Origin of the sequence: Rhodococcus sp. 15-2388-1-1a (assembly GCF_002259145.1) — a bacterium.
Taxonomy (GTDB): Bacteria; Actinomycetota; Actinomycetes; order Mycobacteriales; family Mycobacteriaceae; genus Rhodococcoides.
Map to the genome: position 1 here is coordinate 648,688 of NZ_NPFP01000008.1, position 23,177 is coordinate 671,864.

General features: G+C 65.9%; 21 protein-coding genes and 1 tRNA gene. 7 read left to right on the forward strand and 15 right to left on the reverse strand.

Going from position 1 to position 23,177, the window contains the following annotated elements; translation table 11 throughout:
* Window positions 1–9: 9 nt before the first annotated feature.
* Genes CH302_RS07570 through CH302_RS07580 form a run of 3 tightly spaced genes read right to left on the reverse strand, consistent with a single transcriptional unit; the run spans window position 10 to window position 1,864 of the window.
* Window positions 10–519 carry a hypothetical protein gene (locus CH302_RS07570; protein WP_037189344.1) on the reverse strand — a complete coding sequence of 170 codons (510 nt, stop codon included), beginning with the start codon at window positions 517–519 and terminating at the stop codon, window positions 10–12.
* A complete protein-coding gene (locus CH302_RS07575; protein WP_037189343.1) occupies window positions 516–1,115 on the reverse strand; it encodes a hypothetical protein in 600 nt (199 codons plus the stop codon). Before CH302_RS07575 ends, CH302_RS07570 begins: the two co-directional genes overlap by 4 nt.
* A 32-nt stretch (window positions 1,116–1,147) precedes the next feature.
* Complete coding sequence (locus CH302_RS07580) at window positions 1,148–1,864, reverse strand: TVP38/TMEM64 family protein (protein WP_037189342.1); 717 nt, start codon at window positions 1,862–1,864, stop codon at window positions 1,148–1,150.
* Window positions 1,865–2,034: 170 nt separating this feature from the next.
* Here CH302_RS07580 and mutA point away from each other — a divergent pair, with 170 nt between their 5' ends.
* Genes mutA through meaB form a run of 3 tightly spaced genes read left to right on the forward strand, consistent with a single transcriptional unit; the run spans window position 2,035 to window position 7,242 of the window.
* Window positions 2,035–3,918 (forward strand): methylmalonyl-CoA mutase small subunit, encoded by a 1,884-nt coding sequence (mutA, locus tag CH302_RS07585; protein ID WP_037189341.1) that lies wholly within the window; start codon window positions 2,035–2,037, stop codon window positions 3,916–3,918.
* Between the two features lie 16 nt (window positions 3,919–3,934).
* Window positions 3,935–6,205, forward strand: a complete 2,271-nt coding sequence (scpA, locus tag CH302_RS07590; RefSeq protein WP_037190034.1) for a methylmalonyl-CoA mutase — start codon at window positions 3,935–3,937, stop codon at window positions 6,203–6,205.
* Window positions 6,206–6,207: 2 nt separating this feature from the next.
* The gene (gene meaB, locus CH302_RS07595; RefSeq protein ID WP_037189340.1) at window positions 6,208–7,242 is read left to right on the forward strand and encodes a methylmalonyl Co-A mutase-associated GTPase MeaB; all 1,035 of its coding nucleotides are present in this window, start codon (window positions 6,208–6,210) and stop codon (window positions 7,240–7,242) included.
* Here the strand turns inward: meaB and CH302_RS07600 are convergent.
* Both CH302_RS07600 and CH302_RS07605 read right to left on the reverse strand, forming a co-directional pair.
* Window positions 7,219–8,295 carry a nucleoside hydrolase gene (locus CH302_RS07600; RefSeq protein WP_094649920.1) on the reverse strand — a complete coding sequence of 359 codons (1,077 nt, stop codon included), beginning with the start codon at window positions 8,293–8,295 and terminating at the stop codon, window positions 7,219–7,221. The two genes, meaB and CH302_RS07600, sit on opposite strands and share 24 nt — an antisense overlap.
* A complete protein-coding gene (locus CH302_RS07605; RefSeq protein ID WP_037189339.1) occupies window positions 8,292–8,762 on the reverse strand; it encodes an OsmC family protein in 471 nt (156 codons plus the stop codon). Before CH302_RS07605 ends, CH302_RS07600 begins: the two co-directional genes overlap by 4 nt.
* A 204-nt stretch (window positions 8,763–8,966) precedes the next feature.
* On the opposite strand from CH302_RS07605, the gene proP reads away from it, so the two are divergent.
* A complete protein-coding gene (gene proP, locus CH302_RS07610; RefSeq protein WP_052047490.1) occupies window positions 8,967–10,472 on the forward strand; it encodes a glycine betaine/L-proline transporter ProP in 1,506 nt (501 codons plus the stop codon).
* 10 nt (window positions 10,473–10,482) lie between these two features.
* Here proP and CH302_RS07615 read toward each other — a convergent pair whose 3' ends face one another.
* The 4 genes from CH302_RS07615 to CH302_RS07630 form a co-directional block, all read right to left on the reverse strand.
* Entirely contained in the window at window positions 10,483–11,739 is a 1,257-nt protein-coding gene (locus tag CH302_RS07615; RefSeq protein WP_037189337.1) for a saccharopine dehydrogenase family protein, read from the reverse strand.
* 44 nt (window positions 11,740–11,783) lie between these two features.
* Complete coding sequence (locus CH302_RS07620; RefSeq protein WP_037189336.1) at window positions 11,784–13,280, reverse strand: glutamate-cysteine ligase family protein; 1,497 nt, start codon at window positions 13,278–13,280, stop codon at window positions 11,784–11,786.
* A gap of 105 nt (window positions 13,281–13,385) precedes the next feature.
* Window positions 13,386–14,846: an SDR family NAD(P)-dependent oxidoreductase gene (locus CH302_RS07625; protein ID WP_037189335.1), complete on the reverse strand. Its 1,461-nt coding sequence runs from the start codon at window positions 14,844–14,846 to the stop codon at window positions 13,386–13,388.
* 145 nt (window positions 14,847–14,991) lie between these two features.
* A tRNA-Leu gene (locus CH302_RS07630) sits at window positions 14,992–15,077 on the reverse strand.
* 204 nt (window positions 15,078–15,281) lie between these two features.
* Here CH302_RS07630 and CH302_RS07635 point away from each other — a divergent pair.
* Entirely contained in the window at window positions 15,282–16,613 is a 1,332-nt protein-coding gene (locus tag CH302_RS07635) for a M20/M25/M40 family metallo-hydrolase (protein WP_082323607.1), read from the forward strand.
* A gap of 16 nt (window positions 16,614–16,629) precedes the next feature.
* Complete coding sequence (locus CH302_RS07640; protein ID WP_037189334.1) at window positions 16,630–17,157, forward strand: YbhB/YbcL family Raf kinase inhibitor-like protein; 528 nt, start codon at window positions 16,630–16,632, stop codon at window positions 17,155–17,157.
* A gap of 45 nt (window positions 17,158–17,202) precedes the next feature.
* Here CH302_RS07640 and CH302_RS07645 read toward each other — a convergent pair whose 3' ends face one another.
* The 3 genes from CH302_RS07645 to CH302_RS07655 all read right to left on the reverse strand — a co-directional run bounded on the left by CH302_RS07645 (window position 17,203) and on the right by CH302_RS07655 (window position 19,746).
* Window positions 17,203–18,273 carry a quinone-dependent dihydroorotate dehydrogenase gene (locus tag CH302_RS07645; protein WP_037190025.1) on the reverse strand — a complete coding sequence of 357 codons (1,071 nt, stop codon included), beginning with the start codon at window positions 18,271–18,273 and terminating at the stop codon, window positions 17,203–17,205.
* A 95-nt stretch (window positions 18,274–18,368) separates the two neighbouring features.
* Entirely contained in the window at window positions 18,369–18,629 is a 261-nt protein-coding gene (locus CH302_RS07650) for a DUF5703 family protein (RefSeq protein ID WP_052047489.1), read from the reverse strand.
* A 91-nt stretch (window positions 18,630–18,720) separates the two neighbouring features.
* Window positions 18,721–19,746 carry a YncE family protein gene (locus CH302_RS07655; RefSeq protein ID WP_037189333.1) on the reverse strand — a complete coding sequence of 342 codons (1,026 nt, stop codon included), beginning with the start codon at window positions 19,744–19,746 and terminating at the stop codon, window positions 18,721–18,723.
* A gap of 160 nt (window positions 19,747–19,906) precedes the next feature.
* Here CH302_RS07655 and CH302_RS07660 point away from each other — a divergent pair, with 160 nt between their 5' ends.
* Window positions 19,907–20,272, forward strand: coding sequence for a hypothetical protein (locus CH302_RS07660; RefSeq protein ID WP_037189332.1), 366 nt, complete (start codon window positions 19,907–19,909; stop codon window positions 20,270–20,272).
* Here the strand turns inward: CH302_RS07660 and CH302_RS07665 are convergent.
* From CH302_RS07665 to CH302_RS07675, 3 genes are read right to left on the reverse strand one after another with little or no spacing between them, the layout of a single operon-like run.
* Entirely contained in the window at window positions 20,247–21,101 is an 855-nt protein-coding gene (locus CH302_RS07665; RefSeq protein ID WP_094649921.1) for a heme ABC transporter ATP-binding protein, read from the reverse strand. The genes CH302_RS07660 and CH302_RS07665 overlap by 26 nt on opposite strands.
* The gene (locus tag CH302_RS07670; protein ID WP_037189331.1) at window positions 21,092–22,159 is read right to left on the reverse strand and encodes a FecCD family ABC transporter permease; all 1,068 of its coding nucleotides are present in this window, start codon (window positions 22,157–22,159) and stop codon (window positions 21,092–21,094) included. The genes CH302_RS07665 and CH302_RS07670 overlap by 10 nt, the downstream gene beginning before the upstream one ends.
* The gene (locus CH302_RS07675) at window positions 22,156–23,118 is read right to left on the reverse strand and encodes a heme/hemin ABC transporter substrate-binding protein (RefSeq protein ID WP_371828433.1); all 963 of its coding nucleotides are present in this window, start codon (window positions 23,116–23,118) and stop codon (window positions 22,156–22,158) included. The genes CH302_RS07670 and CH302_RS07675 overlap by 4 nt, the downstream gene beginning before the upstream one ends.
* Window positions 23,119–23,177 lie beyond the last annotated feature (59 nt).

Below are 23,177 nucleotides of genomic sequence, written 5' to 3' on the forward strand. Positions count from 1 at the left end.
CTGCCTCGATCAGCTGATCAAGGCGGTTCCGACGCCGGCAGCGGCGAGGGCCCACAGCACGCTGGCGAAGGTGCCGATGATGAACTGTTCGGAGGCATGGGATTCGCGCAGTTCGGGATAGCGCGCGAGTCCCTTGACTGCCAGCACGATGGCGATCCCTTCCGGCCAGCCGGCGAGGATCGACACGGCGACGGCCACGCGTTCGAGGATGCCGATGGTCAGTCCACCACGAAGCGGCTCGACCGGATTTTCTCCGGTCGAGTCGTTCTGTCGACGTGCGACACGAAACACAGTGGGTACCACTGCTGTTCCACCGAGGGCGGCAGCGGCGACGCTCAGGACGACTCCGATGGCATGGCCGAGACCGTAGGCCGGTCCGGCCACCGTGGCCAGGACTGCCGCTGCCGCGAGCAGACTCGCCGCGGCCACGGTCGGCAACCATCGGCGAATTCCGGTCCCGGCGGGGACGGTGGCGGCAACTGCGGCCAGTGCGAGTAGCACCAGGGTTGCGACGATCATGGCCGATGGGTTCCCGTCGTGTTCGCGGCGTCGAGCAATCGAGTCGCCAGGGTGCGGCCCGCGTTCTCGACGTGCCAGCCGGCTACCGAGAGTCGTTGCGACATGGCTTGTTTGCTGATCTTCAATCGTTCGGCCGCGTCGGTCTGCGACAACCCTCGTGCCATGAGTTCGACCGCTTCTCGGCCCTGGTCCGAGCGTCTGATGACGAGCAGCGCAACCAACGTCGATGCAGTTTCCGCATCCTCGGCGGCAGCGGCGTCGGGTCCGCTGACGGCGAGTGCGGCCGGGGCGTTCTTGGCTCTGGTCACGGCGTCTCGGGCTGCCTCGAACGCCGGTCCGCGGCCGGCGCGCGTCGTCGCGGGGAGCGGGAGTTCGACGGAGCCGACGCCGACGCCGACGCTCCAGTGCGGGGTCGAGACCAGTTCGAGGGCGATCGAGACGACAGTTGCGGCGTCCTCGCACACGGCTTGCACTTCGTCCCCTGCGGTGCGCTCGAAGGGCCGGATCAGTTCGTGGTCGCGATAGTGATCGAGCAGTTCGGGCACGCGATCGATGTCGCGTCTACTGCGTCGCTGGTCCACGGTCAGTACGAACATCTGGACAAGGCTAGATCGTTGACGTAATCAAGTCAAGCTTCAAGGCTTGATTCGTCCGAATCAAGGTTCCCGACCTGTCGACTGCCAGCGGGTGCAGGCACGGACCGCGAACCGCGCGAGAGACGCCAATCCACGACCAGCCCACTCAGACCGATCGCGATACAGACCGCAGACAACACCAGCAGCGCCGGATGCGTCTCGCCTCCGATCGCTCCGCCGATCACGACGATTCCGAGAGTGCCCGGCAGCATCCCGACGGCCGTCGCCAGCGCGAACGGGACGGGCCGGACCGCCGACACACCACACGCGTAGTTCACCACCGAGAACGGCACCGGCGCAATCAGGCGCAGAGAGCCGACGGCCAGCCAGCCTCGTCGCCGCAAACTCTCGTCCACCGAATCCAGGACCGAATGGGACATCCGCGCTGCCACGGCGTCGCGGCCGATCGCGCGGACCAACAGCAACGCCAGAATGGCGCTGACCGTCGACGCGCCGATGGTGACTGCCAGACCGGTCAGGGGCCCGAACAGAACTCCTGCACTGAGCGTGAACAGGGTTCTCGGGACAGGCGCGACGGTCACGATCGCGTGCACGGCGAAGAACACGAGCGGGAACGCCGGGCCGACGGAGACGCCCCAATCACGAATCTGTTCGACACTCGGATGGGGCGCGAACACCGCCACGAGAGCGAAGACGGCAACAACCGCCAGCAGCGCGATCAGTCGAACGTCACGCAGGTGCCGGGTCACGAGAGACCAGCGTACCGGCGCGAGACGACACCTCGGGGTTTCGGCGAGTTCGAGAGGGGAGCGGCACGACCGAACGTGAGGTGATCCTCACGATAACCTGCAATGCGGTGGGGTTAGCATCACTTCAAGTCGGGCTCAGTACTACCCGCCGAACCGAGGGAGCAGCACACGTGTCCATCGCGTCGCACGAAGATGCCGCACGCAGCGCTCATGCGGCCTGGCAGAAGGCAGTGGCCGGTGTTCTGGCCAAATCTCGTCGGGTCGAGGTGGCCGATCTGCCCGCCGACGCCGAACGTCTACTCGATTCCACGACGTACGACGGGATCACCGTGTCCCCGCTCTACACCGCATTCGACGAGCGCCCGGAAGGTCCGCTACCCGGCCGATTTCCCTACCTGCGCGGACGTGACCCGCACCGTGACGTCAACGCGGGCTGGAAGGTGTGCACCCGCCACGGTTCGATCCGCGGTGACGGCGCCGACGACGCCTCCACACTCAACACTCAGATACTCGATTCGCTCTCCAACGGCACCAGTGCCCTGTGGTTGACGGTCGGCGCCGGTGGTGTCGATCCGACTGCTCTGCCCGAGGTTCTGAGTGGTGTGTTCCTCGAGCTCGCCCCGCTGACGCTCGATGCGCGTGGGGATGTTCGCGCAGCGGCAGCCGCGGTGTTCGGGGTGCTCGATTCGGCCGAGGTCGACGAGCGCGCCGAAGTGGACATCCGGCTCGGCGTGTCCACTCTCACAGCCGGATTGGGCGGAACCGAGTCGATAGAGATGGCCGAGGCACTCGAGTTGGCTCGCGAGTCGATCGGTCGTGCCAAGACGGTTCGTACGATCACGGTCGACGGCACCGTGTTCCACAACCTCGGTGGCGGCGATGCACAGGAGCTCGGTGCGGCGATCGCCGCAGGTCTCGAGTACGTGCGGTCCATGACCGATGCCGGTATCGGCATCTCGGATGCTCTGCGCCAGATCGAGTTTCGATTGGCCGCCACCGACGATCAGTTCCAGACCATCGCCAAGTTCCGGGCCGCTCGCACGCTGTGGGCGCGCATCGCGCAGGTGTGCGGAGCGCCGGACGCCGGCGACGCTCCTCAGCATGCGGTGACCTCGGAAGCGATGATGTCGCAGCGGGATCCGTGGGTGAACATGCTGCGGACCACGCTCGCCTCGTTCGGAGCGGGAGTCGGCGGTGCCGATTCGGTGACCGTGCTCCCGTTCGATGCGGCACTCGACGGCGGCGCAGCCGGGGTGTCGAAGACGTTCGCGGCCCGCATCGCCCGAAACACCCAGCTGCTCCTGCTCGAAGAAGCGCATCTCGGCCGCGTTCTGGATCCGGGTGCCGGGTCCTGGTACATCGAAGAACTGACGGCAGCGGTCGCCGCGAAGGCCTGGGAGTTCTTCCAGACCGTCGAAGCGTCGGGTGGATTCCGAGCCGCCGTCGACGACGGTTCGCTCGTGGCTGCGATCGAGAAGACTCGCGCCGAACGAGATTCCGACATCGCCCATCGAGTGACTCCACTGACCGGTGTCAACGAATTTCCCAATCTGGCCGAGGCGCCACTGACTCCCCAGCAGACCGAACAGCAGGGCTCGGCCACCGTGTATCGCTACGGCCGGGCGTTCGAGTCCCTCCGTGACCGTTCCGATGTTTTTCTGGCCGAGCACGATGCGCGCCCCACCGTCCTCCTGGTACCGCTGGGCAGCGTCGCCGAACACAACGTCCGAACGACGTTCGCGTCGAATCTCTTGGCGTCGGGCGGAATCGAGGCCGTCAATCCCGGCCCCCTGACCGTCGACGGAATCGCCGGATCGGTCGAGACGTCCGGAGCCCACATAGCGGTGGTGTGCGGAACCGACAAGAGATACGCCGACGAGGCAGCCACTGCCGTGGATGCACTGCGGGCCGCAGGCGTCACGCAGGTGCTGCTCGCCGGCCCCGAGAAGATCTTCGCCGGCATCGAGGGCACCACGCGTCCCGATGGATTCCTGACCGCGAAGGTCGACGCCGTCGCAGTGCTGACCGAACTTCTCGACACCCTGGGAGCCTGAGATGAGCGAGCCTGACATGAACAACGACGAGCGCCGAATCTCGCACACCATCGGAAGTTTCGCCGAGGTGCCACTGGTCGATCCCGACGAGCCGACTCCGCCGCCGCCGTCGACCGAGGACGTCACCGCCCATGTGCAGCAGGGCGCGAAGGCCAACTTCTACACACCCGAGCAGGTGGTGTGGTCCACCCCCGAGGGTATCGACGTCAAGCCGGTGTTCACCGAGGCCGACCGCGCAGCCGCCGAGGCCGAGGGCTACCCGTTGCACAGCTACCCGGGTGCCCCGCCGTTTCTCCGCGGGCCGTACCCGACGATGTACGTCAACCAGCCGTGGACGATCCGCCAGTACGCCGGCTTCTCCACCGCGGCCGAGTCCAACGCGTTCTATCGCCGTAACCTGGCGGCCGGCCAGAAGGGTCTGTCGGTTGCGTTCGACCTGGCCACCCACCGCGGCTACGACTCCGATCACCCGCGGGTGCAGGGCGACGTCGGAATGGCCGGAGTCGCCATCGATTCCATCTACGACATGCGTCAACTGTTCGACGGCATCGACCTCGGTAGCGTCTCGGTCTCGATGACCATGAACGGTGCGGTGCTGCCGATCCTGGCGCTGTACGTCGCGGCCGCCGAGGAGCAGGGCGTCGGGCCGGAGAAGCTCGCCGGCACCATTCAGAACGACATTCTCAAAGAGTTCATGGTGCGCAACACCTACATCTATCCGCCGAAGCCGTCGATGCGCATCATCTCGGACATCTTCGCGTACACCAGCGAGAAGATGCCCAAGTACAACTCGATCTCCATCTCCGGCTACCACATCCAAGAGGCCGGTGCCACAGCCGATCTCGAACTCGCCTACACCCTCGCGGACGGTGTCGAGTACATCCGGGCCGGTCTGGATGCGGGCATGGACATCGATACCTTCGCGCCGCGACTGTCGTTCTTCTGGGCCATCGGAATGAACTTCTTCATGGAGGTCGCCAAGCTGCGGGCCGGGCGTCTGCTGTGGGCCGAGCTCGTCCAGCAGTTCGAGCCCAAGAGCGCCAAATCCCGTTCGCTGCGCACTCATTCGCAGACGTCGGGTTGGTCGTTGACGGCACAGGACGTGTTCAACAACGTCGCCCGCACCTGTGTGGAGGCGATGGCGGCAACCCAGGGTCACACCCAGTCGCTGCACACCAACGCCCTCGACGAGGCACTCGCCCTACCGACGGACTTCTCGGCGCGGATCGCCCGCAACACCCAGCTGCTCATCGCTCAGGAGTCCAACACCGTTCGCCCGATCGATCCGTGGGGCGGCTCGCACTACGTCGAGTGGCTCACCCATCAGCTCGCGAATCGGGCCCGGGCACACATCGCCGAGGTCGAGGAAGCGGGCGGAATGGCTCAGGCCATCGGCGAGGGCATCCCCAAGCTGCGCATCGAGGAGGCCGCGGCCCGCACCCAGGCGCGCATCGACTCCGGCCGTCAGCCCCTGGTGGGCGTCAACAAGTACGTGCCCGACGAGCCCGACACCATCGAGGTGCTCAAGGTCGAGAACTCCAAGGTTCGGCGTGAGCAGATCGAGAAGCTCGAGCGGCTGCGGGCCGAGCGGGACACCGCAGAGGTCGAGGCCGCCCTGGCGAATCTGACCAGAGCTGCGGCGTCGGATCAGCCGGGGATGGAGAACAATCTGCTCGCACTCGCCATCGACGCGGCACGCAAGATGGCCACCGTCGGCGAGATCTCCGACGCGCTCGAGAAGGTATACGGGCGCCATCAGGCCGAAATCCGGACAATCAGTGGTGTGTACCGCGACGAGGCAGGCAAATCCGAGAACATCACCCGCGCCACCGCGCTGGTCGAGCAGTTCGCCGAGGACGAGGGCCGTCGGCCTCGCGTCCTGGTGTGCAAGATGGGTCAGGACGGGCACGACCGTGGTCAGAAGGTCATCGCCACGGCGTTCGCGGACATCGGCTTCGACGTGGACGTCGGCCCGCTGTTCCAGACCCCCGAGGAGGTGGCCCGCCAGGCCGCCGACAACGACGTTCACGTCGTCGGAGTGTCGTCGCTGGCAGCAGGCCATCTGACGCTGGTGCCCGCCCTACGACAGGCCTTGGCCGACGTCGGCCGCGAGGACATCATGATCGTCGTCGGTGGCGTCATTCCGCCCGGCGATTTCGACGAGCTCTACGCGGCGGGTGCCGCGGCGATCTTCCCTCCGGGCACCGTCATCGCCGACGCAGCGATCGGCCTGGTGGAGAAGCTGTCCGTTGCGCTCGGGCACGCACCACGCGAGGCCAACGCCTGAGTATGGGTTCTCCGAACGACAACACGAGTTCCCCGACCGGAGCAGCGTCGCCGAGAGGCCGAACCATCGACATCGATGCGGTGGCCGACGCGGTCCGAGCGAACGAGAGATCCGGGCTGGCGCGTGCCATCACCCTGGTCGAGTCCACCCGATCGGATCATCGAGACCTGGCTCAGCAGTTGCTTCTTCGGGTTCTGCCCGATGCGGGTGGTTCCCATCGCGTGGGAATCACCGGCGTGCCGGGGGTCGGCAAATCGACCTTCATCGACGCGCTCGGAATGCGGTTGATCGAGAAGGGGCACCGGGTCGCCGTGCTGGCCGTCGATCCGTCGTCGACGCGGACCGGTGGTTCCATCCTGGGTGACAAGACCCGGATGTCGCGCCTCGCGGTGCAGGAGAACGCATACATTCGGCCGTCTCCGACGTCGGGAACCCTGGGCGGGGTCGCACGTGCGACGAGGGAGACGATCGTGCTCCTCGAAGCGGCAGGCTTCGACGTCATTCTGGTGGAGACGGTGGGCGTCGGGCAGTCCGAGGTGACGGTCGCGAACATGGTCGACTGCTTCACGTTCCTGACGCTTGCGCGCACCGGAGATCAGTTGCAGGGCATCAAGAAGGGCGTTCTCGAACTCGCCGATCTGGTGGCCGTCAACAAGGCCGACGGCAAGCACGCGACCGACGCGAAGAACGCGGCGCGGGAATTGGCGGGCGCGCTGCGGCTGATCTATCCGCACGACGCGATCTGGAAGCCCCCGGTGCTGACGATGAGTGCCATCGAGGGCACCGGACTCGACGAGTACTGGGACACAGTGCTGCGCCATCAGCAAGTGCTCAGTGACGCAGGCGAATTCGCAGAGAAGCGTCGCAAGCAGCAGGTCGATTGGACGTGGACGATGGTCAACGATCAACTGTTGCGAAGGCTGGCGCAGAATCCCTCCGTCAAGGCCATCCGCGGCGACGTCGAAGCCCGGGTACGCGACGGTTCTCTGACTGCCGCGCTGGCCGCCCAGGAGCTACTCGACGCCTTCGATTCCTGAATCTGCCTCGGCGACCGGGACCGCGGGATAGAGCCGGGCGGCGAGCGCTCCGACCCGTTCGATCAGCCGGTCGAAGAATGCCTCGGGATCGGTGTGCACGGCGATCGCCGCATTGGGGGCCTTGCCCCACATGCCGCGCCAGTCCGCGACGGTCGTTCCCCGCGTGAGGGTTCCGACGAGTTCGACGTCGACGGTCGCACGTCGATACTCGGCGATGTCCGGTTGCAGTGCCACCGCCGCCGCGAAGGGATCGTGCATGTGCGCCAGGAAACCCTGATCGTGATCGCGATGGAACTCCATGTAGAACCGCACCGCGTCGGAGAAGTGCCGCACGATCGGGTTCGACGCGATCGATCGAACACCCGGTGCGTCGTCGGTGAAGATCGACTCCACCGGAAGGCTTTCCGCCCGCGCGGCCAGTCGACCGACGTGTTCGGGGGTCATCTCGATGGTCTCGGTGATGTCGAGCGCGCAGACGACAGGATGCCGTTCCGGCGGTAGTCCGGAGAAGGCCGCGAACACTTCTGCGGCGGCCTCGGGGTCGACGGCAATGTTCCATTCGCTGGTCGGTGTCGTGTTGCCCTGGTGCTGAAATGCGCCGCCCATCAACACCAGTCGCTTCAGCAGTCGAGGTAGCTCGGGATCCCGACGGATCGCGAGAGCGAGATTGGTCAGCGGACCGGTGACCAGCCCGGTGATCTCGCCCGGTCGCGAACGAACCAGCTCCACCCACATCGTGGTGGCGTCCCGGTCGGACAGCGGCCGCGTCGACACCGGAAGCTCCGCGTACCCGATACCTTGCGGGCCGTGGGTGTCCTCGGTGGTCATCAGCGGTGCGACGAGGGGTACCTGTGCGCCGAGCGAGACCTCGACATCGCCGGCGCGGCACAGGTCGAGCCAGGCGAGATTGTTCGCGGCAACCTGGTTCACCGGCACATTGCCCGCAGTGGATGCGATGCCGAGGATCTCGGCATCCTCGCTGGCCAGCAGGTACAGCAAGGCGAGAGAATCGTCGATTCCGGTGTCCACGTCGACGATCAGGGGGACGGTCACGACGCCACCTCCGTCGTCGGGGTGTGCCGCACCGGGAAGTTGACCGATCGCGCGATGAAGCACTTCGACGACGCGGACGCGTGCAGTTTCTCGGCGCGCGGCACCATCGACGGGTCCACGACGGTCACGACCGGAGCCAGGGTGACCTCGACGAACTGACCCGAACCGTCGGATTGCTCGGTCATCACTCCGGTGGGGGAGTCGGTGTAGTCGGTGACGACAACTCCCGATGCAGCGGCGAGCCCGAGGTACCACAGCATGTGGCAACTGGACAGCGAGGCGACGAGCATCTCCTCGGGATTCCAGCGTTCGGGATTGCCGCGAAAGCTCGGATCGGAGCTCGCGTGCAGGTCGGGTTTTCCTGGTGCCGAGACGATGTGATCGCGGTCGTAGGCTGCGGCACCGGTGGTACCGGCGCCGCGGTTGCCCGTCCAGTTCAGCGTGAGTCCGTAGTTGTGGTTCGGCACGGGTCCATCGTGCCAGTACCCGCCCGTCCGGTGACAATCCGCCGCGGAGGCAGCTGTCCGCATTGACCGTAATGCCTCGATTGCCAAGGTGCTGTGGCACATTCGTCGTTGCACCCGTTCACCTGGGCATTCGTCGAGGTGTGTGCATCGATCTGCACCGCGGTCGTTTGAAAACGAATCGTTTGTCTGGCTAACGTTGAACGAATGACATCAGCGCCCAGTCTCGAACCCAGCCGAGAACAGGCCACGTGGGGACGCCGCCACGTCCAGCATCTTCGCCGCGACGCGTTCTCGAAACGGATGCGCACCAAGCCTGCGCTCTCGGAGGAGAGCATCACTGTCGTCGATCAGCCGATGCTCAAGCGCGCCGTCTCGGCAGCTGCTCTCGGCAACACGATGGAGTGGTTCGACTTCGGCGTCTACGGCTACCTGGCCGCGACGTTGGGCAAGGTGTTCTACCCCGACGCGACACCGGCGGTGCAGCTCATCTCGACGTTCGCCACGTTCGCGGCAGCGTTCGTCGTTCGTCCGCTCGGAGGTCTGTTCTTCGGACCGCTCGGGGACCGAATCGGGCGGCAGAAGGTGTTGGCCGCCACCATGATCATGATGGCGATCGGCACGCTTGCCGTCGGCCTCATCCCCAGTTACGCGACCATCGGTATCTGGGCACCGATTCTTCTTCTGGTCGCACGATTGGTCCAAGGATTCTCGACCGGCGGCGAGTACGGCGGTGCCACCACGTTCATCGCCGAATACTCACCGGACAAGCGGCGCGGCTTCCTCGGTAGCTGGCTCGATTTCGGCACCTTCGTCGGTTACGCGATGGGCTCGGGCCTGGTGACGATCCTCAACGCGGTGTTGGGCGACGCCACGATGGTCGAATGGGGTTGGCGCATACCGTTCTTCGTCGCAGGCCCGATGGGTCTGATCGGGCTGTACCTGCGACTCAAGCTGGAAGACACGCCCGCGTTCCGCAAACAACTCGACGAACACGACAACAAGGTCAAGGCGCAGGAGAGCGGTCGCAGGTCGATCGGAAAGATCTTCACCGATCATTGGCGGGCGCTGCTGATCTGCATGGGAATCGTGTTGCTGTACAACGTGACCAATTACATGGTGACGTCGTACCTACCCACGTACTTCACCGAGGTCGTCGGCCGCAGTCAGCTCAGTGCGGACTTGCTCGTCCTGTCGGCGATGGTCGTCGTGGTGAGCGTCATCGTGGGGGTCGGCAGACTCACCGACCGAATCGGACGCAAACCGGTGTTCGTCTTCGGTGCCGTCGGGCAGATCGTTCTCGCAGTACCCTGCTTCTTGTTGCTGCGCAGCAGCGGGTGGCTGGGTCCGCTGATCGCATGCTTGCTGCTTGGCCTCGTTCTGGCCTGTTTCGCGGCGCCGAGCGCATCGACGCTACCGGCCCTGTTTCCGACCCGGATTCGCTACGCGGCGCTGTCGATCGGCTTCAACCTGTCGGTGTCGATCTTCGGAGGTACGACGCCACTGGTCACCTCCGCGTTGGTCAGCGCAACGGGTAGCCCGATGATCCCTGCGTACTACCTCGTCGTGAGCGGTCTCGTCGGCCTCGTCGCCGTCGGATTTCTGCGTGAGTCTGCCACCCAGCCTCTGGACGGCTCACCGCCACAGGTCGACTCGACCGAGGAAGCCAAGGAGCTCTATTCCGAGGTCTCCTCGGCCTCCGCGCGGTCGTAGCGGCCGTCGATCAGTTCCGCTTGGCCCAGATCTCCATTCCGGCCGCATTGAGACGGTCCACGAGGACGTCGCCGATCGCAGTGGCGGGAGTGAGCACTCCGCTGGCCTTCGGCAGGGCGTCGCCGCCGTATACGAGTGCGAGTGCCGACTCGGCCAGCATGATCGCGGTGGCCTTGTAGCCGGGGTCTCCCGACGCCTTGACCCGGGCCCGGTAGCGAGCCCCCGACGTGGTGAGGGTGTACAGGTCGACCGTGAAATGTCCCTTCTCGCGGGCTTTTTCACTGGGGCCGGTGCCCGGCTTGGGCAGAATGCGATCGAGCACCTTGGCCGGAAGCACAGTCATGGCGGACACGCCGACGAAGAGCCCCGCGGACAGAGCCCCGGCGAGGACGGGGCTGGCGAACGACGAGCCGACACTCATCACCTCGCTGTAGCGGAACTGCTTTCCGTAGGCCCAGTCGCGAAGTGCGTTGGTCCGCCGGACGACTCGCGTGTTGTACGAGGCCATCACGAAGGGGGCTTTCCAGCCACGCAGGCTCGGGTCGATCTTCTTGCCGTCGATCAGCACGGTGTCGAGTTGGCGACCGAGTTGCGGCTCGAGGCCGCGATCGGGACTGAGCGAGTACGGCCGCGCGGCGATGCGTCGGGCCCGCTTGTCCTTCTTCATCGCCTCGATCTGCCCACGCAGCGAGTCGATGGTGCCGCCGCTGACCCCACCGGACATCGACGTGACCACCAGGGTCGTGTCGGTCAGCTCACCGGCGTTGTCCGCGGTCACGGCCTCGTACAGGGCGTGTACGCCGATGTCGGACGGGATGGAATCGAAGCCGCACGAGTGGACGATGCGGGCCCCGGTGCGCTGAGCGATCTCGTGGTTGGTATCGATGCTCTCGCGGGCGAACAGGACCTCGCCCGTGAGGTCGACGTAGTCCGTCCCGGCCTCTGCGCATGCCGTTGCCAGTTCCAAGCCGTACTTGGCGTACGGACCGACCGTGGTGATGACGACTCGGGTCGATCGGGCCATGGCCTCGAGCGATGCGACGTCGGTGGCGTCGGCCTCGAGAACAGACCACTGCTGAGCCCTGGAGCCCAGTTCCTTCCTGGCGGCCTCCACCCGCGCCGTCGAGCGCCCGGCAAGGGCGATCCGGGTGTCTGCCGGCGCGTGCTCGGCGAGGTACTTCGCCGTCAATTTCCCGACGAAGCCGGTGACGCCGTAGACGACGATGTCGTGAGTGCGATCGGGGGAGTCGGATGCAGGCGAGTTCATACCAGCGACACTAACGCGGGTCACCCCGGCGAGTCGACGCGCCGTCAGTTCGTCCAGGTGTGCACGGGTTCTCCGGCATTCATGAGGGTGACGTAATCACCGAGCATTCCCGCGAGCGCTCTATCGCGCTTCTCACCGGCGCGTTCGCGGGCGACGACGGCGTTGCGCTGCCACACCGAGCCGGACTGCTTGGCCAGGCACCGCGCTTCGATCACCCCGAGATAGCGGTCGCGGACCGTCGCGTCCACGCCGTAGGCGGCGAGCCCGGCGTCGGCCAGTGGCAGCAGCCGACGCAACACCAGTTCCTGCGGACTCACCCAGCCCACCTCGGGCCAGTAGAGCATCGAATCGAACCCGCCGCGGGCCGCAGAGTGCACGTTCTCCTCGGCGGCGTCGAACGACATCTGGGACCACAGCGGGCGGTCTGCATCGGCCAGTGCGCGGACGGTTCCGTAGTAGAACGCCGCGTCGGCGAGAGTGTCCACCACCGACGGTCCGGCCGGGAGTACACGATTCTCGAGCCTGATGTGGTGGCCGTCGCCGGACCGGTCGTAGATCGGCCGGTTCCACCGGTAGACGGTTCCGTTGTGCATGCGCAGTTCGGACAGCGACGGTGTCTTGCCCTCGGCCAGCGCAGCCTTGGGGTCCTCCTCGCTGCAGACGGGAAGCAACGCAGGGAAGTAGCGCGAATTCTCCTCGAACAGATCGAAGATCGAGGTGATCCACCGTTCGCCGAACCACACCCGTGGTCGGACTCCCTGATTCTTGAGCTCCTGCGGCCTGGTGTCGGTGGCCTGTTCGAACAACGGAATACGGGTCTCGTGCCACAGCGCGCGACCGGCGAAGAACGGTGAGTTTGCGGCGAGTGCCACCTGTACGCCCGAAAGAGCTTGCGCTGCATTCCAATACGACGCGAACTCGTCCGGAGCCACCTGGAGGTGCAGCTGAACCGACGTGCAGGCCGCCTCGGGCAGGATCGTGTCGGTCACGATGTCGAGGTCCTCGGCCGCAGCGGCACCGGGCAGCCGAACTCCGCCGATCTTCAGTTCGATGTCCTCGCCGCGAGCGGCGAAGATCTGTTGGTTGAGGAGGTCGTAGCGCGGATTCGCCGAGAGCCACCGGTGCTCGAAGTGCTCCTCGTCCAGAGTCGGGAGCATGCCGATCATGGCGAGACGACTACCCGAGGTGCGGGCGCGTTCGTCCGCTGCATTCAGCGATCTGCGCAGGTCCGTCTCCAACTCGGCGATCGAGGCACCGCGCAGTGGCCGAGGGTCGACGTTGATCTCGATGTTGAACTGGCCGAGCTCGGTTTGATAGTCGGGGTCGGCGATGGCGTCGAGCACCGCCGCGTTGGCCATGGACGGCTCCATGTCGTCGTCGACGAGATTGAGCTCGATTTCCATGCCGATCTGCGGTTCACCGACGTGGAAGGTCTCGTCGGCCAACATGACCGCCAGGGCATCGAGACAGTCCTGGACCTTCTGGCGGAACTCGTGCCGGTCCTGCCTGGTGAACTTACGGCGCTCGACGTCCTCGCCCATGGTGACCGCCTATCGGTGCGTGAAGAAGGGCCGTTCGCTCACGCGCAACGACCTCGAGTTACGAGTATCGCAGTCCGCGTTCACCGAGGGGGACGCACGCGAAAATCACCAGGGCGACGGCTGGTAGTCCTTGAGGAACGAGCCGTACAGATCGTTTCCGAGCTCTCCCTGCACGATCGGGTCGTACACCCGGGCGGCTCCGTCCACCAGGTCGAGTGGAGCGTGGAAACCTTCGTCGGCGAGCCGCATCTTGGTGGGGTGCGGTCGTTCGTCGGTGATCCAGCCGGTGTCGACGGCGGTCATCAGGATTCCGCTCTCGAGCATCTCCTTCGCGCTGGTGCGCGTCAGCATGTTCAGCGCGGCCTTGGCCATGTTGGTGTGGGGATGCCCCGGCCCCTTGTAGGCGCGGCCGAATTGGCCCTCCATGGCCGAGACGTTCACGACGTACTTGCGTCGTGCCTCCGAGGCCTCCATCGCGGTACGTAGCCGTGAGACCAGGATGAAGGGTGCGACGGAATTGCAGAGCTGGACCTCGAGCAGTTCCACCGGGTCGACCTGCTCGACGGTGTGGATCCAGCTGTTGGTCTCGGCGAGATCGGGTACCAGACCCCCGGCGTCGATGGCGAGTCCGCTCTCGATCCTCTCGGCCGTGACCGAGCCGGCGACCATGGCGAGCGAGGCCACGTCGTCCGCGCTCAGGGCAGCAGTCGATGTGCCGCCGATCGCGGTGGCGGGCAACGAACTCGCCAGTGACGCGGGGTGCGCATCGCTGGTCTTGCCGAACGTGATGCGCTCCGGACCTGCACCCTCGGTCAAGGCCGCGGGCAACGGTTCGGCTTCCGCATCGGCCAGTGCGCTGTAGGAGCCGGGGGAGCGCTTGACGGTCTGTGCGGCGTTGTTGATCAGGATGTCCAGAGGTCCCTCGGCCGCGACGGAATCGGCAAGTGCCACAACCTGAGCCGGATCGCGAAGATCGATACCGACGACGCGCAGACGGTGCAGCCACTGATCGCTGTCGTCCATCGCGGCGAACCGACGTACGGCATCGTTGGGGAAGCGAGTGGTGATCGTGGTGTGAGCACCGTCGCGGAGCAGTCGAAGTGCGATGTACATGCCGATCTTCGCTCGACCGCCGGTCAGCAACGCCCGCCGTCCGGACAGGTCGGTTCGAGCGTTGCGCTTGCCGCGATTGAGCGTCGCGCACTCCGGGCACAGCTGGTGATAGAACGAGTCGACGTGGGTGTAGCGCTGCTTGCAGATGTAGCACGGACGGGCCTTGATCAGCGTGCCCGCGATGTCTCCCTCGGCGCGGGAGGTGAGGGAGAGGCCTGCGGTCTCGTCGTCGATCCGGTCAGGGGATCCTGTTGCGGTGGCGGCGACGACGGCACGGTCGGCCGCGTTGACGGCGTTGCGCGCCGCGACGCGTCGAGCACGCTTGAGGTCCTTGAACATCGCACCGGAGGCGCGCTGGACAGCGATCGAATCGGGATGGTTCTTGTCCAGCTCTGCGGCCTGCTTCAGCACGCGCAGGCACGTCTCGAGATCGGTTGGGTCGATCGCGTTCATCGTCGGTCTCCTAGCATCGGCCCCTTCGAGCCGAAAGAAGCGAGTGCAGAACGAAAAAGACCCCGATTCCGAAGAATCAGGGTCCGTTTCGTCTGTCTCAACTCAGATCTGTGAAAATCTCTGTCTGGCTACATCTTTCAGACGGTGTCCGAGGGGGGACTTGAACCCCCACGTCCGTTAATAGGACACTAGCACCTCAAGCTAGCGCGTCTGCCATTCCGCCACTCGGACAAGTGCGACCACTGCCGCATATTCTTTTGTTGCTTTCACAGCCGGCCGCTGTGTGCTGCGTAAGATTATCCGACGGGTTCCCGATAACCCAAATCCCCACGTCAGTTCATGCTCGAGGCCGTTTCTCATGGTGCCCGGAGCGGATTCTGGTGGTAGGAACGACGTGTGCCCAACGATGTGAGCAATCCCGGAAACACAACCGATATCGACGCCACCGTTGCCCTCGACGAAGTCGTGGATCTCGTCAGTTCCCTCATCCGGTTCGACACCTCGAACACGGGGGAGCTCGACACCACGGTCGGCGAGAAGGAATGTGCCGAGTGGGTGGCGAGCAAGCTCGAGGAGGTGGGGTACGAGACGGAGTACGTCGAGTCCGGGGCCCCCGGTCGAGGCAACGTGTTCGCGTGGCTGCGCGGGTCGGACTCCTCTCGCGGCGCGCTGCTGCTCCACGGACACCTGGACGTCGTGCCCGCCGAACCCGCCGACTGGAGCGTGCATCCGTTCTCCGGTGCCGTCGAGGACGGGTACGTGTGGGGCCGGGGAGCAGTGGACATGAAGGACATGGTCGGCATGGCTCTCGCGCTGGCCCGCCAGTTCAAGTCCAACGGAACCGTCCCACCCCGCGACATCCTGTTCGCGTTCCTGGCCGACGAAGAGGCAGGCGGCAAGTACGGATCCCACTGGTTGGTCGACAATCGACCCGATCTGTTCGAGGGCGTCACCGAGGCGGTCGGCGAGGTCGGCGGCTTCTCCCTGACCGTCGCGCGCCCGGACGGCACCGAGAAGCGGCTCTACATGGTCGAGACGGCGGAGAAGAGCCTGGCCTGGATGCGGCTGACGGCAAAGGCTAGGGCCGGGCACGGATCGTTCCTGCACGACGACAACGCCGTGACGTACCTGGCCGAGGCAGTGGCCAAACTGGGCAATCACACGTTCCCTCTGGTGCTCACCGAATCGGTCTCGCAGTTTCTGCAGGCCGTCTCGGAGGAATCGGGTCTCGATTTCGACCCGACGTCACCGGACATCGACGGCACCCTGCTCAAGCTCGGCAGCATCGCGCGCATCGTCGGAGCGACCCTGCGCGACACCGCGAACCCGACGATGCTCTCGGCCGGCTACAAGGCCAACGTGATTCCGCAGACGGCGACGGCAGTGGTGGACTGCCGAGTGTTGCCGGGCCGGCAGGCGGCCTTCGAGAAGGAGGTCGACGAGTTGATCGGCCCGAACGTCGAACGCGAGTGGATCACGAAACTCGAACCGTACGAGACCACCTTCGACGGCGATCTCGTCGATGCGATGAACGACGCCGTCTTGGCCCACGACCCGAACGGTCGAACAGTTCCCTACATGCTGTCCGGTGGCACCGATGCAAAAGCATTCGCGCGCATCGGTATTCGCTGCTTCGGCTTCGCTCCACTGAAGTTGCCACCGGAACTGGATTTCGCGGCGTTGTTTCACGGCATCGACGAACGAGTACCCGTGGAATCGTTGGAGTTCGGTACACAGGTACTCGAACACTTCTTGCTGCACAGCTGATACGAAAGGAACCATCGTGGCGTACAACCCATACGACTCGCTTCCGGACCTACCGTCCTTCGAGTTGACGTCCGAGGACGTCGAGGACGGCCAGACATTGGCCGCTCAGCAGGTCAGTGGAATCATGGGAGCCGGTGGGCACGACAACTCTCCGCAGCTGTCCTGGTCCGGATTCCCCGAGGGCACCAAGAGCTTCGCCGTCACCGTCTACGACCCCGATGCGCCGACGGCTTCCGGCTTCTGGCACTGGGCAGTGGCGAACATCCCCGTCGGGACGACCTCACTGGTGTCCGGCGCGGGCGACGACGGCGGGACCGGGGTTCCCAGCACCGCGGTGACGCTCAAGAACGACGCCGGTCTGTTCCGCTACATCGGTGCGGCTCCGCCCGCAGGCCACGGCCCGCACCGCTACTTCATCGTCGTTCACGCGGTGGACGTCGAACGGCTCGAAGTGGACGAGACGGCCACCCCGGCCTACCTCGGCTTCAATCTGTTCTCGCACGCCATCGGTCGTGCGGTCCTCACCGGCATCTACGAGGCCTGAGATCGATCGTCGGGTGTCGGAAGATTCGTTTCGACACCCGACGGTTCAGGACTGGTTCGCCGAGCCCACCGCATCGCTGATCGTGGCGAACCCGTGTTCCTCCAGCCGAGCCGCCAATCCACGGTGAATGCTCTTGATCCACAGCGGGCCGCCGTAGATGAACCCGGTGTAGCCCTGCACCAGTGACGCGCCCGCGGTGATGCGTTCCCACGCCTGCGCCTCGGTCTCGATACCGCCCACGGAGATCAGCGTCAGACGCGTTCCCACTCGCCGGTACAGACGTCTGAGCACCTCGAGCGAGCGGTCTGCCAGCGGAGCACCGGACAGGCCACCTGCCCCTGCTGCGGCGACCACGTCGGCGTCGGTCCGCAGACCGGCGCGGGAGATCGTCGTGTTGGTGGCCACGATCCCGTCGAGACCGAGTTCGACGGCCAGGTCGGCCACGGCGTCGATGTCCTCGTCGGACAGGTCTGGGGCGATCTTGACCAGTACCGGGACCGTCACCACGGACTGAACCGCCTCCAGGATCGGCCGCAGCGATTCGACGGCCTGAAGGTCACGTAGTCCAGGGGTGTTGGGGGAGCTGACATTGACGACCACGAAGTCCGCCAACGGGCCCAGCAGCCGAGCGCTGGCCGTGTAGTCCGCGGCAGCACCGACCGGCTCCACGATCTTGGTCTTGCCGATGTTGGCACCGATCGGGATACCGGTGCGCCTGGCACGGACACGCTGGGCGGCGTGCTCGGCACCGTGGTTGTTGAAGCCCATGCGGTTGACGATGGCGCGGTCCTGAGGCAATCGGAACAGTCGAGGCGTCGGATTACCCGGCTGGCTCTGCGCTGTCACGGTGCCGATCTCGGCGAAACCGAATCCGATGGGCCCCCACGCATCGATACCGTCGGCATTCTTGTCGAAGCCGGCCGCGAGACCGAGCGGAGCCGGGAAGTCGACGCCGAACACCGTCGAGCGCAGTCGCGGATCGACGACCACGAACATCTTCTCGGCCAGGTAGCGGAGCGGCGGCACCACGGCGACGACGCGGAGCACCCGAAACGCCAGGTGATGAATCCTCTCCGGTGGAACGAGGAACATCAGGCGCAACAGAACTCGGTACAGACGGTCTCCCACGGTCTTCTCTCCGGTCGATCTGGCTCGGTCGAACACATACTGCGGTTTCAACGATCGTGCGGTCGAACAGTACTGCGAAATGCTCAGATTCCGGGCTCGGGGATGTGATGCGCGGTCTTCTTGCGTTTGAGCAACACACGCCTGCTGCCGTCCGTGTACAGCCGAACCCGCGACAGTTCCCAGCCGCCGAACTCGGCCTGAATCGCCAGGCGCATGGAAGCTGTCACACGGGTCACATCCGGTGGCAGCCGCAACGGCACGTACTCCCAATCGTCGGACGGAGACACTTCCCATCCGACGGGCATCTTCGCGCGCCCAGGTGCCGAATTGTCATGCGCGTCCATATGCCTCCTCAGTCCGTATCGGTCGTTCCTGCAGGCTCCACTCCTGCCCTATCGGTCGTTCCTGCAGGCTCCACTCCTCGGTCCCTGTAGGTCAACGACCGGCAGCAGGGATCCGCTGCAGTCCGTCACCGGTTGCCGAACCCACGTACAGGTCGCCGGTGTCGGCGTCGACAGCAACCGAATTCGGCTGCCGCACAGTGGCCAACCGCTCGGCCTCGACCGGAATTCCGGTGTCGAGTGTGTACCCGACCACCTCGTTGGACGCGGGAAGCGTCACCCATGCGACACCGGACTGCTCATCGTAGGCGATCGCCCACGGCTGCGACCCGACCGGAAACCGTTGCCGCATCAGCAGGTCGTGCGAAGTGAAGACGAGCAACTCGGTCCCGGTCGAATCGGTGACCAGCAGGCGTCCGAACTCGTCGCTCGTCATCTCCGCGGCACCTTCGCCTGCGCGCAGGGCCACTCCGAGGGTGCCGTCGTCCAGGTTCAGGTCGGTCACCGACGTCTGGCGACGATCGAGAACCGAGACCCCGTTCGGTGTGCTGGCCAGAGCATCGGCCGAGGTCACGTTGCCGCCGGAGACCGTGGTGGTGACCTGACCGTTCGTGTCGAGAACGCGGACCGCTCCGGTGTCGTCGCCGACGGCTGTCGTTCCGTCGGGCAGGTCTGCTGCGGACAATGCGTCACCGTCGACAGGCACGTCGGTGCGCTGTCCGTCCGCCACGGCGACCCTCGCGACGGCGCCGTCCATGGGCACCAGCACTGTCGAGTCCCGTCCGGCGACGAGTGCTGCTCCCGTGGAGCCCAGATCGACCACCTGGGTCTGCGCCGTGGCTCCGTCGCGGACCAGAGTCACGGTTGTCGATGCGTCGGTCAGCGCCACCAGGGTGCGGGTGGCGGGGTCGAACGTGAGGGCGTCCACGGGCGCGAACGCGCTGACGGTTCCGGCGGGGGTCACGGTCGCCTCGGGGGACTCGGCCGGCGGTCGGGGTTCGACGGAGATGTCTTCGGCGTTCTCGTCGTCGCTGGAGCACCCGCCGATCGACAGGACGGTGACGACGGCGAGCGCAGACGCGACTGCCGCTCGAATCGAACGAGCCGACGGTGTTCGCATGAGGCCGAACCTACTTCCTCGAGAAGACGCTGCCTGTGGAGGCGTTGCCACATCTGTACCAGCGCGCAGCGATCTCGGCGAAATCGACCACGCCGGATCGGTTGTCGTCCGGTCGCATCCGAGGACGCGGTAGCGTGATCGTCCGAGGTGAGTGCACGACATGGGAGTGGACGTGGGAACCGAGGAAACACACTTCGTCGTCGAGGAAGTGAACGCCGGAACGCATCCGAACGGCTTCGGGCGCACCGACGACGGCCGAGCGTTCGCGTTTCGTGTGCATCGAAGCACCCTGTACGTGGAGATATACCGCGCCGATGTGCAATCTCCTGTGCCGGACCGGTCCGAGGTCGAAGCGGTGGCCGAGCACTCGGTGACCGAGGTCGATCTGACGGACGAGCGCAGCATCGTCGGAGTCGTGCGTGACGCGGTCGCTCATGCGCAGCAGCTGTCCGATACGTCACAGCGGGACACCACAGCAGTACGTGCCTTCTTCAACCGGGTCAATTCCGTGCTGGAGGGTTTCTGACACGGTGGGGAACCACCAACTGTTCGCCCGTGTCCGGATGATCGAACACGTCGACGGGGTGCCGGTAGACCCGGGCCAGCCGCTCGGAGGTCAGCACCTCCCGCGGCGGACCGGTTGCAATCAGTTCACCCGAGTCCAGGATCGCGACGCGGTCGGCGTAGGCCGCCGCGAGGCCGAGATCGTGCAGCACGACGACCACCGCACGGCCCGCGGCAGCGAGTGAGCGCACCACGGCCATCACCGACTCCTGATGGCCCAGGTCGAGAGCGGCAGTGGGCTCGTCCAGCATGATCGTCGCGGTGTCCTGGGCCACGACGCGCGCCAGCGCAACCCGGGCCTGCTCGCCACCGGAGAGCGACGCGAACGGTCGGTGCGAGAAGTCCGCTACATCGCACGCGGACATGGCTGCGGCAACGCGGTCGTCGTCGTAGCGCGCTGCCGATGTACCGACCCAGGGGGCTCGACCCATTCGGACGATCTGGCCGGCCGAGAACGCGAACCCGACGCTGTGTTGCTGAGGCAGCACAGCGCGTCGCCTGGCCACATCGACCGTGCGGAAGCGGGTCAGTGGTTCGTCGCCCAGTAGAACCGATCCGGCGCTGGGGTCGGTGTCTCCCGCCAGAACGGAGAGCAGCGTCGATTTGCCGGAGCCGTTGGGGCCCACCAGCGCCAAGATCTCGCCCGCGACCACGTCGAGGTGGACGTCGGACAACACCGTCGCATCCCCGCGCCGTGCGGAGACTCCGCGGGCGACGAGGGTGCTCGAACCCGGTTCGGGGGTGGCCGGGATCTCGCGCCGCGCCGCGCCGATTCGTTTCGTCACGCCCAGCCGCCCTGGCGAGCACGGGTACGGCGGAGCAGCCAGAAGAAGAACGGGGCACCCGCCAGTGAGGTGACCATGCCGAGCGGCAGGTCGACGTTCGCTACGAGGGTCCGGGTGACGAGATCGGCAGCGAGCAGCACGACGGCCCCGGCGAGGGCGCTGGCCGGGATGAGCAGTCGATGCGCGGGGCCGAGCACCATCCGCATGGCGTGCGGGACCACCAGACCCACGAACAGGATGATCCCCGTGAAAGCGACGCCGGATGCGACGAGCAAGGCGACGACGACGATGGCGAACTGTCTGAGTCGTTCGACGTTCACTCCCAGATGGCGTGCCACGTTCTCCCCGAGCGCAAGCAGGTCGAGTCGGCCGGCGATCGCCAGGGAGGCTCCGATTCCGAGCAGAGCGAGCGGGCCGACCACGGCCACCGACTGCCAGGTTGCGCCCGCGAGCGACCCCAACTGCCAGAACACGATCTGATCGCGGGCGGCGGGACTGGCGACGAACGTGAAGAACGCGATGACACCGCCGGCGAATGCATTGACCGCAACGCCGGTGAGGATGAGAGTCACCACCTCGGTGCGGCCGGCGTTGCGAGCGAGGAAATACACGGCGATCGTGGTGATCAGCCCGCCGACGAATGCTGCGAACGCCACACTCCAGACTCCGGCGAAGCTGCCACCGAGCACGATCACCGAGCTGGCACCGACGGCAGCGCCCGAGGAGACCCCGACGACACCCGGCTCGGCCAGTGGATTGGCGAACACTCCTTGAAGCAGCGCGCCCGCGCACCCCAGACACGCGCCGACGACGATTGCCAGAGTCAGCCGCGGGAATCTGACCTGCCACAACGTCACCTCGCCGCTGGGATGCGCCGGCATCGGGCCGATGTCGAGTCCCACCCGATGCGCGAGGCTGCCCAGCACTTCGAGCGGAGTGGTCGGCACCTGTCCCACGACGGCCGAGATCAGGGCCAGGCACACCAGTGCCACAACGAGGGCTCCGAATGTCGCGAGAACCCGTCCCCGGCCCGTGCCCGGTTCGGCGAGTGTGCGGTCGGTCATGACGCCGGGTCGTACACGGCCTTCGACAGTGCGCCCAACACCTTTCCCGTGTTCGGGCCGAAACTGAGGATGGTGCCGTCGTCCATGTCCACCACCCGGCGTTCTCGGCCTGCCGGGGTCTGAGCGATTCCGGGGATCTGCTCGAGCCCCTCGATTCCGCCGATCGATTCCAGGCCCTTGGTCATCATCAGAATGACGTCGGGTGCTGCGGCGATCAAGGCTTCGCTGGTGACCGGCACGAACTGTTCGGTCAGGCCCGATTCGACACCTGCGTCCCTGGCACCGAGAGCCTCGATCAGTGCATCCGCTCCGGAGCCGGGCCCGGCAAGCATCTTGATCGCCGGGCCGCGCATGTACAGAAACGCGATCTTCGGTGGTTCGGTGGACTCGGGTGTGGCGTCCGCCGCTGCCGATATCTCGGTGTTCGTTCGTTCGGCGAGGGCGGCACCGGCGTCGGGCACACCCAGGGCGGCTGCCACGGCCTCGATCTGGGTGGCGACGCCTGCCAGAGTGCGCGTGGGATCGAAGTACACGACCGGAATGCCCGCAGCTCGGATCTGATCCTGCACAGCGCGGGGACCGATGCTGGTATCGGTCAGGACGACGGTCGGCGAGAGCGCCAGAATCCCCTCGGCACTCAGAGAATGGCCCGTCGGGGTGACGTCGGGCACATTCTCGGCCGCAGGAAATGCAGCAGACGTGTCACGTCCGACGAGGTTGTCGCCGAGTCCGAGCGCGAAGACGGTCTCGGCCAGCGTGCCGTACTGGTCGGCCGCGACGATGCGGCTGTTGTCCGTCACCGTGACGGCGACGCCGTCGAATCCGGTCACGGTGGCGGGAAGTACGGCCGCCGGATCGTCGGTGATGGGTTCCGGATTCGGATCGTCGACGACGGCGGTGCGGGGGCCGACGGAGTCCGAGGATCCTGCGCCGGGGGTGTTCGCCGAGCAGGCGACCAGGAGTCCGGCGACGAGGAGCACGGCGGCGAGACGGTTGACGGTCACAACGGAAGGTTAGC

Coding starts and splice junctions, on each gene's coding strand:
- proP (WP_052047490.1), top strand. CDS start 8,967: ATGACATCAGCGCCCAGTCTCGAACCCAGCCGAGAACAGGCCACGTGG.
- CH302_RS07615 (WP_037189337.1), bottom strand. CDS start 11,739: ATGAACTCGCCTGCATCCGACTCCCCCGATCGCACTCACGACATCGTC.
- CH302_RS07655 (WP_037189333.1), bottom strand. CDS start 19,746: ATGCGAACACCGTCGGCTCGTTCGATTCGAGCGGCAGTCGCGTCTGCG.
- CH302_RS07575 (WP_037189343.1), bottom strand. CDS start 1,115: ATGTTCGTACTGACCGTGGACCAGCGACGCAGTAGACGCGACATCGAT.
- CH302_RS07670 (WP_037189331.1), bottom strand. CDS start 22,159: ATGACCGACCGCACACTCGCCGAACCGGGCACGGGCCGGGGACGGGTT.
- scpA (WP_037190034.1), top strand. CDS start 3,935: ATGAACAACGACGAGCGCCGAATCTCGCACACCATCGGAAGTTTCGCC.
- CH302_RS07660 (WP_037189332.1), top strand. CDS start 19,907: ATGGGAGTGGACGTGGGAACCGAGGAAACACACTTCGTCGTCGAGGAA.
- CH302_RS07620 (WP_037189336.1), bottom strand. CDS start 13,280: ATGGGCGAGGACGTCGAGCGCCGTAAGTTCACCAGGCAGGACCGGCAC.
- meaB (WP_037189340.1), top strand. CDS start 6,208: ATGGGTTCTCCGAACGACAACACGAGTTCCCCGACCGGAGCAGCGTCG.
- CH302_RS07650 (WP_052047489.1), bottom strand. CDS start 18,629: ATGGACGCGCATGACAATTCGGCACCTGGGCGCGCGAAGATGCCCGTC.
- CH302_RS07625 (WP_037189335.1), bottom strand. CDS start 14,846: ATGAACGCGATCGACCCAACCGATCTCGAGACGTGCCTGCGCGTGCTG.
- CH302_RS07570 (WP_037189344.1), bottom strand. CDS start 519: ATGATCGTCGCAACCCTGGTGCTACTCGCACTGGCCGCAGTTGCCGCC.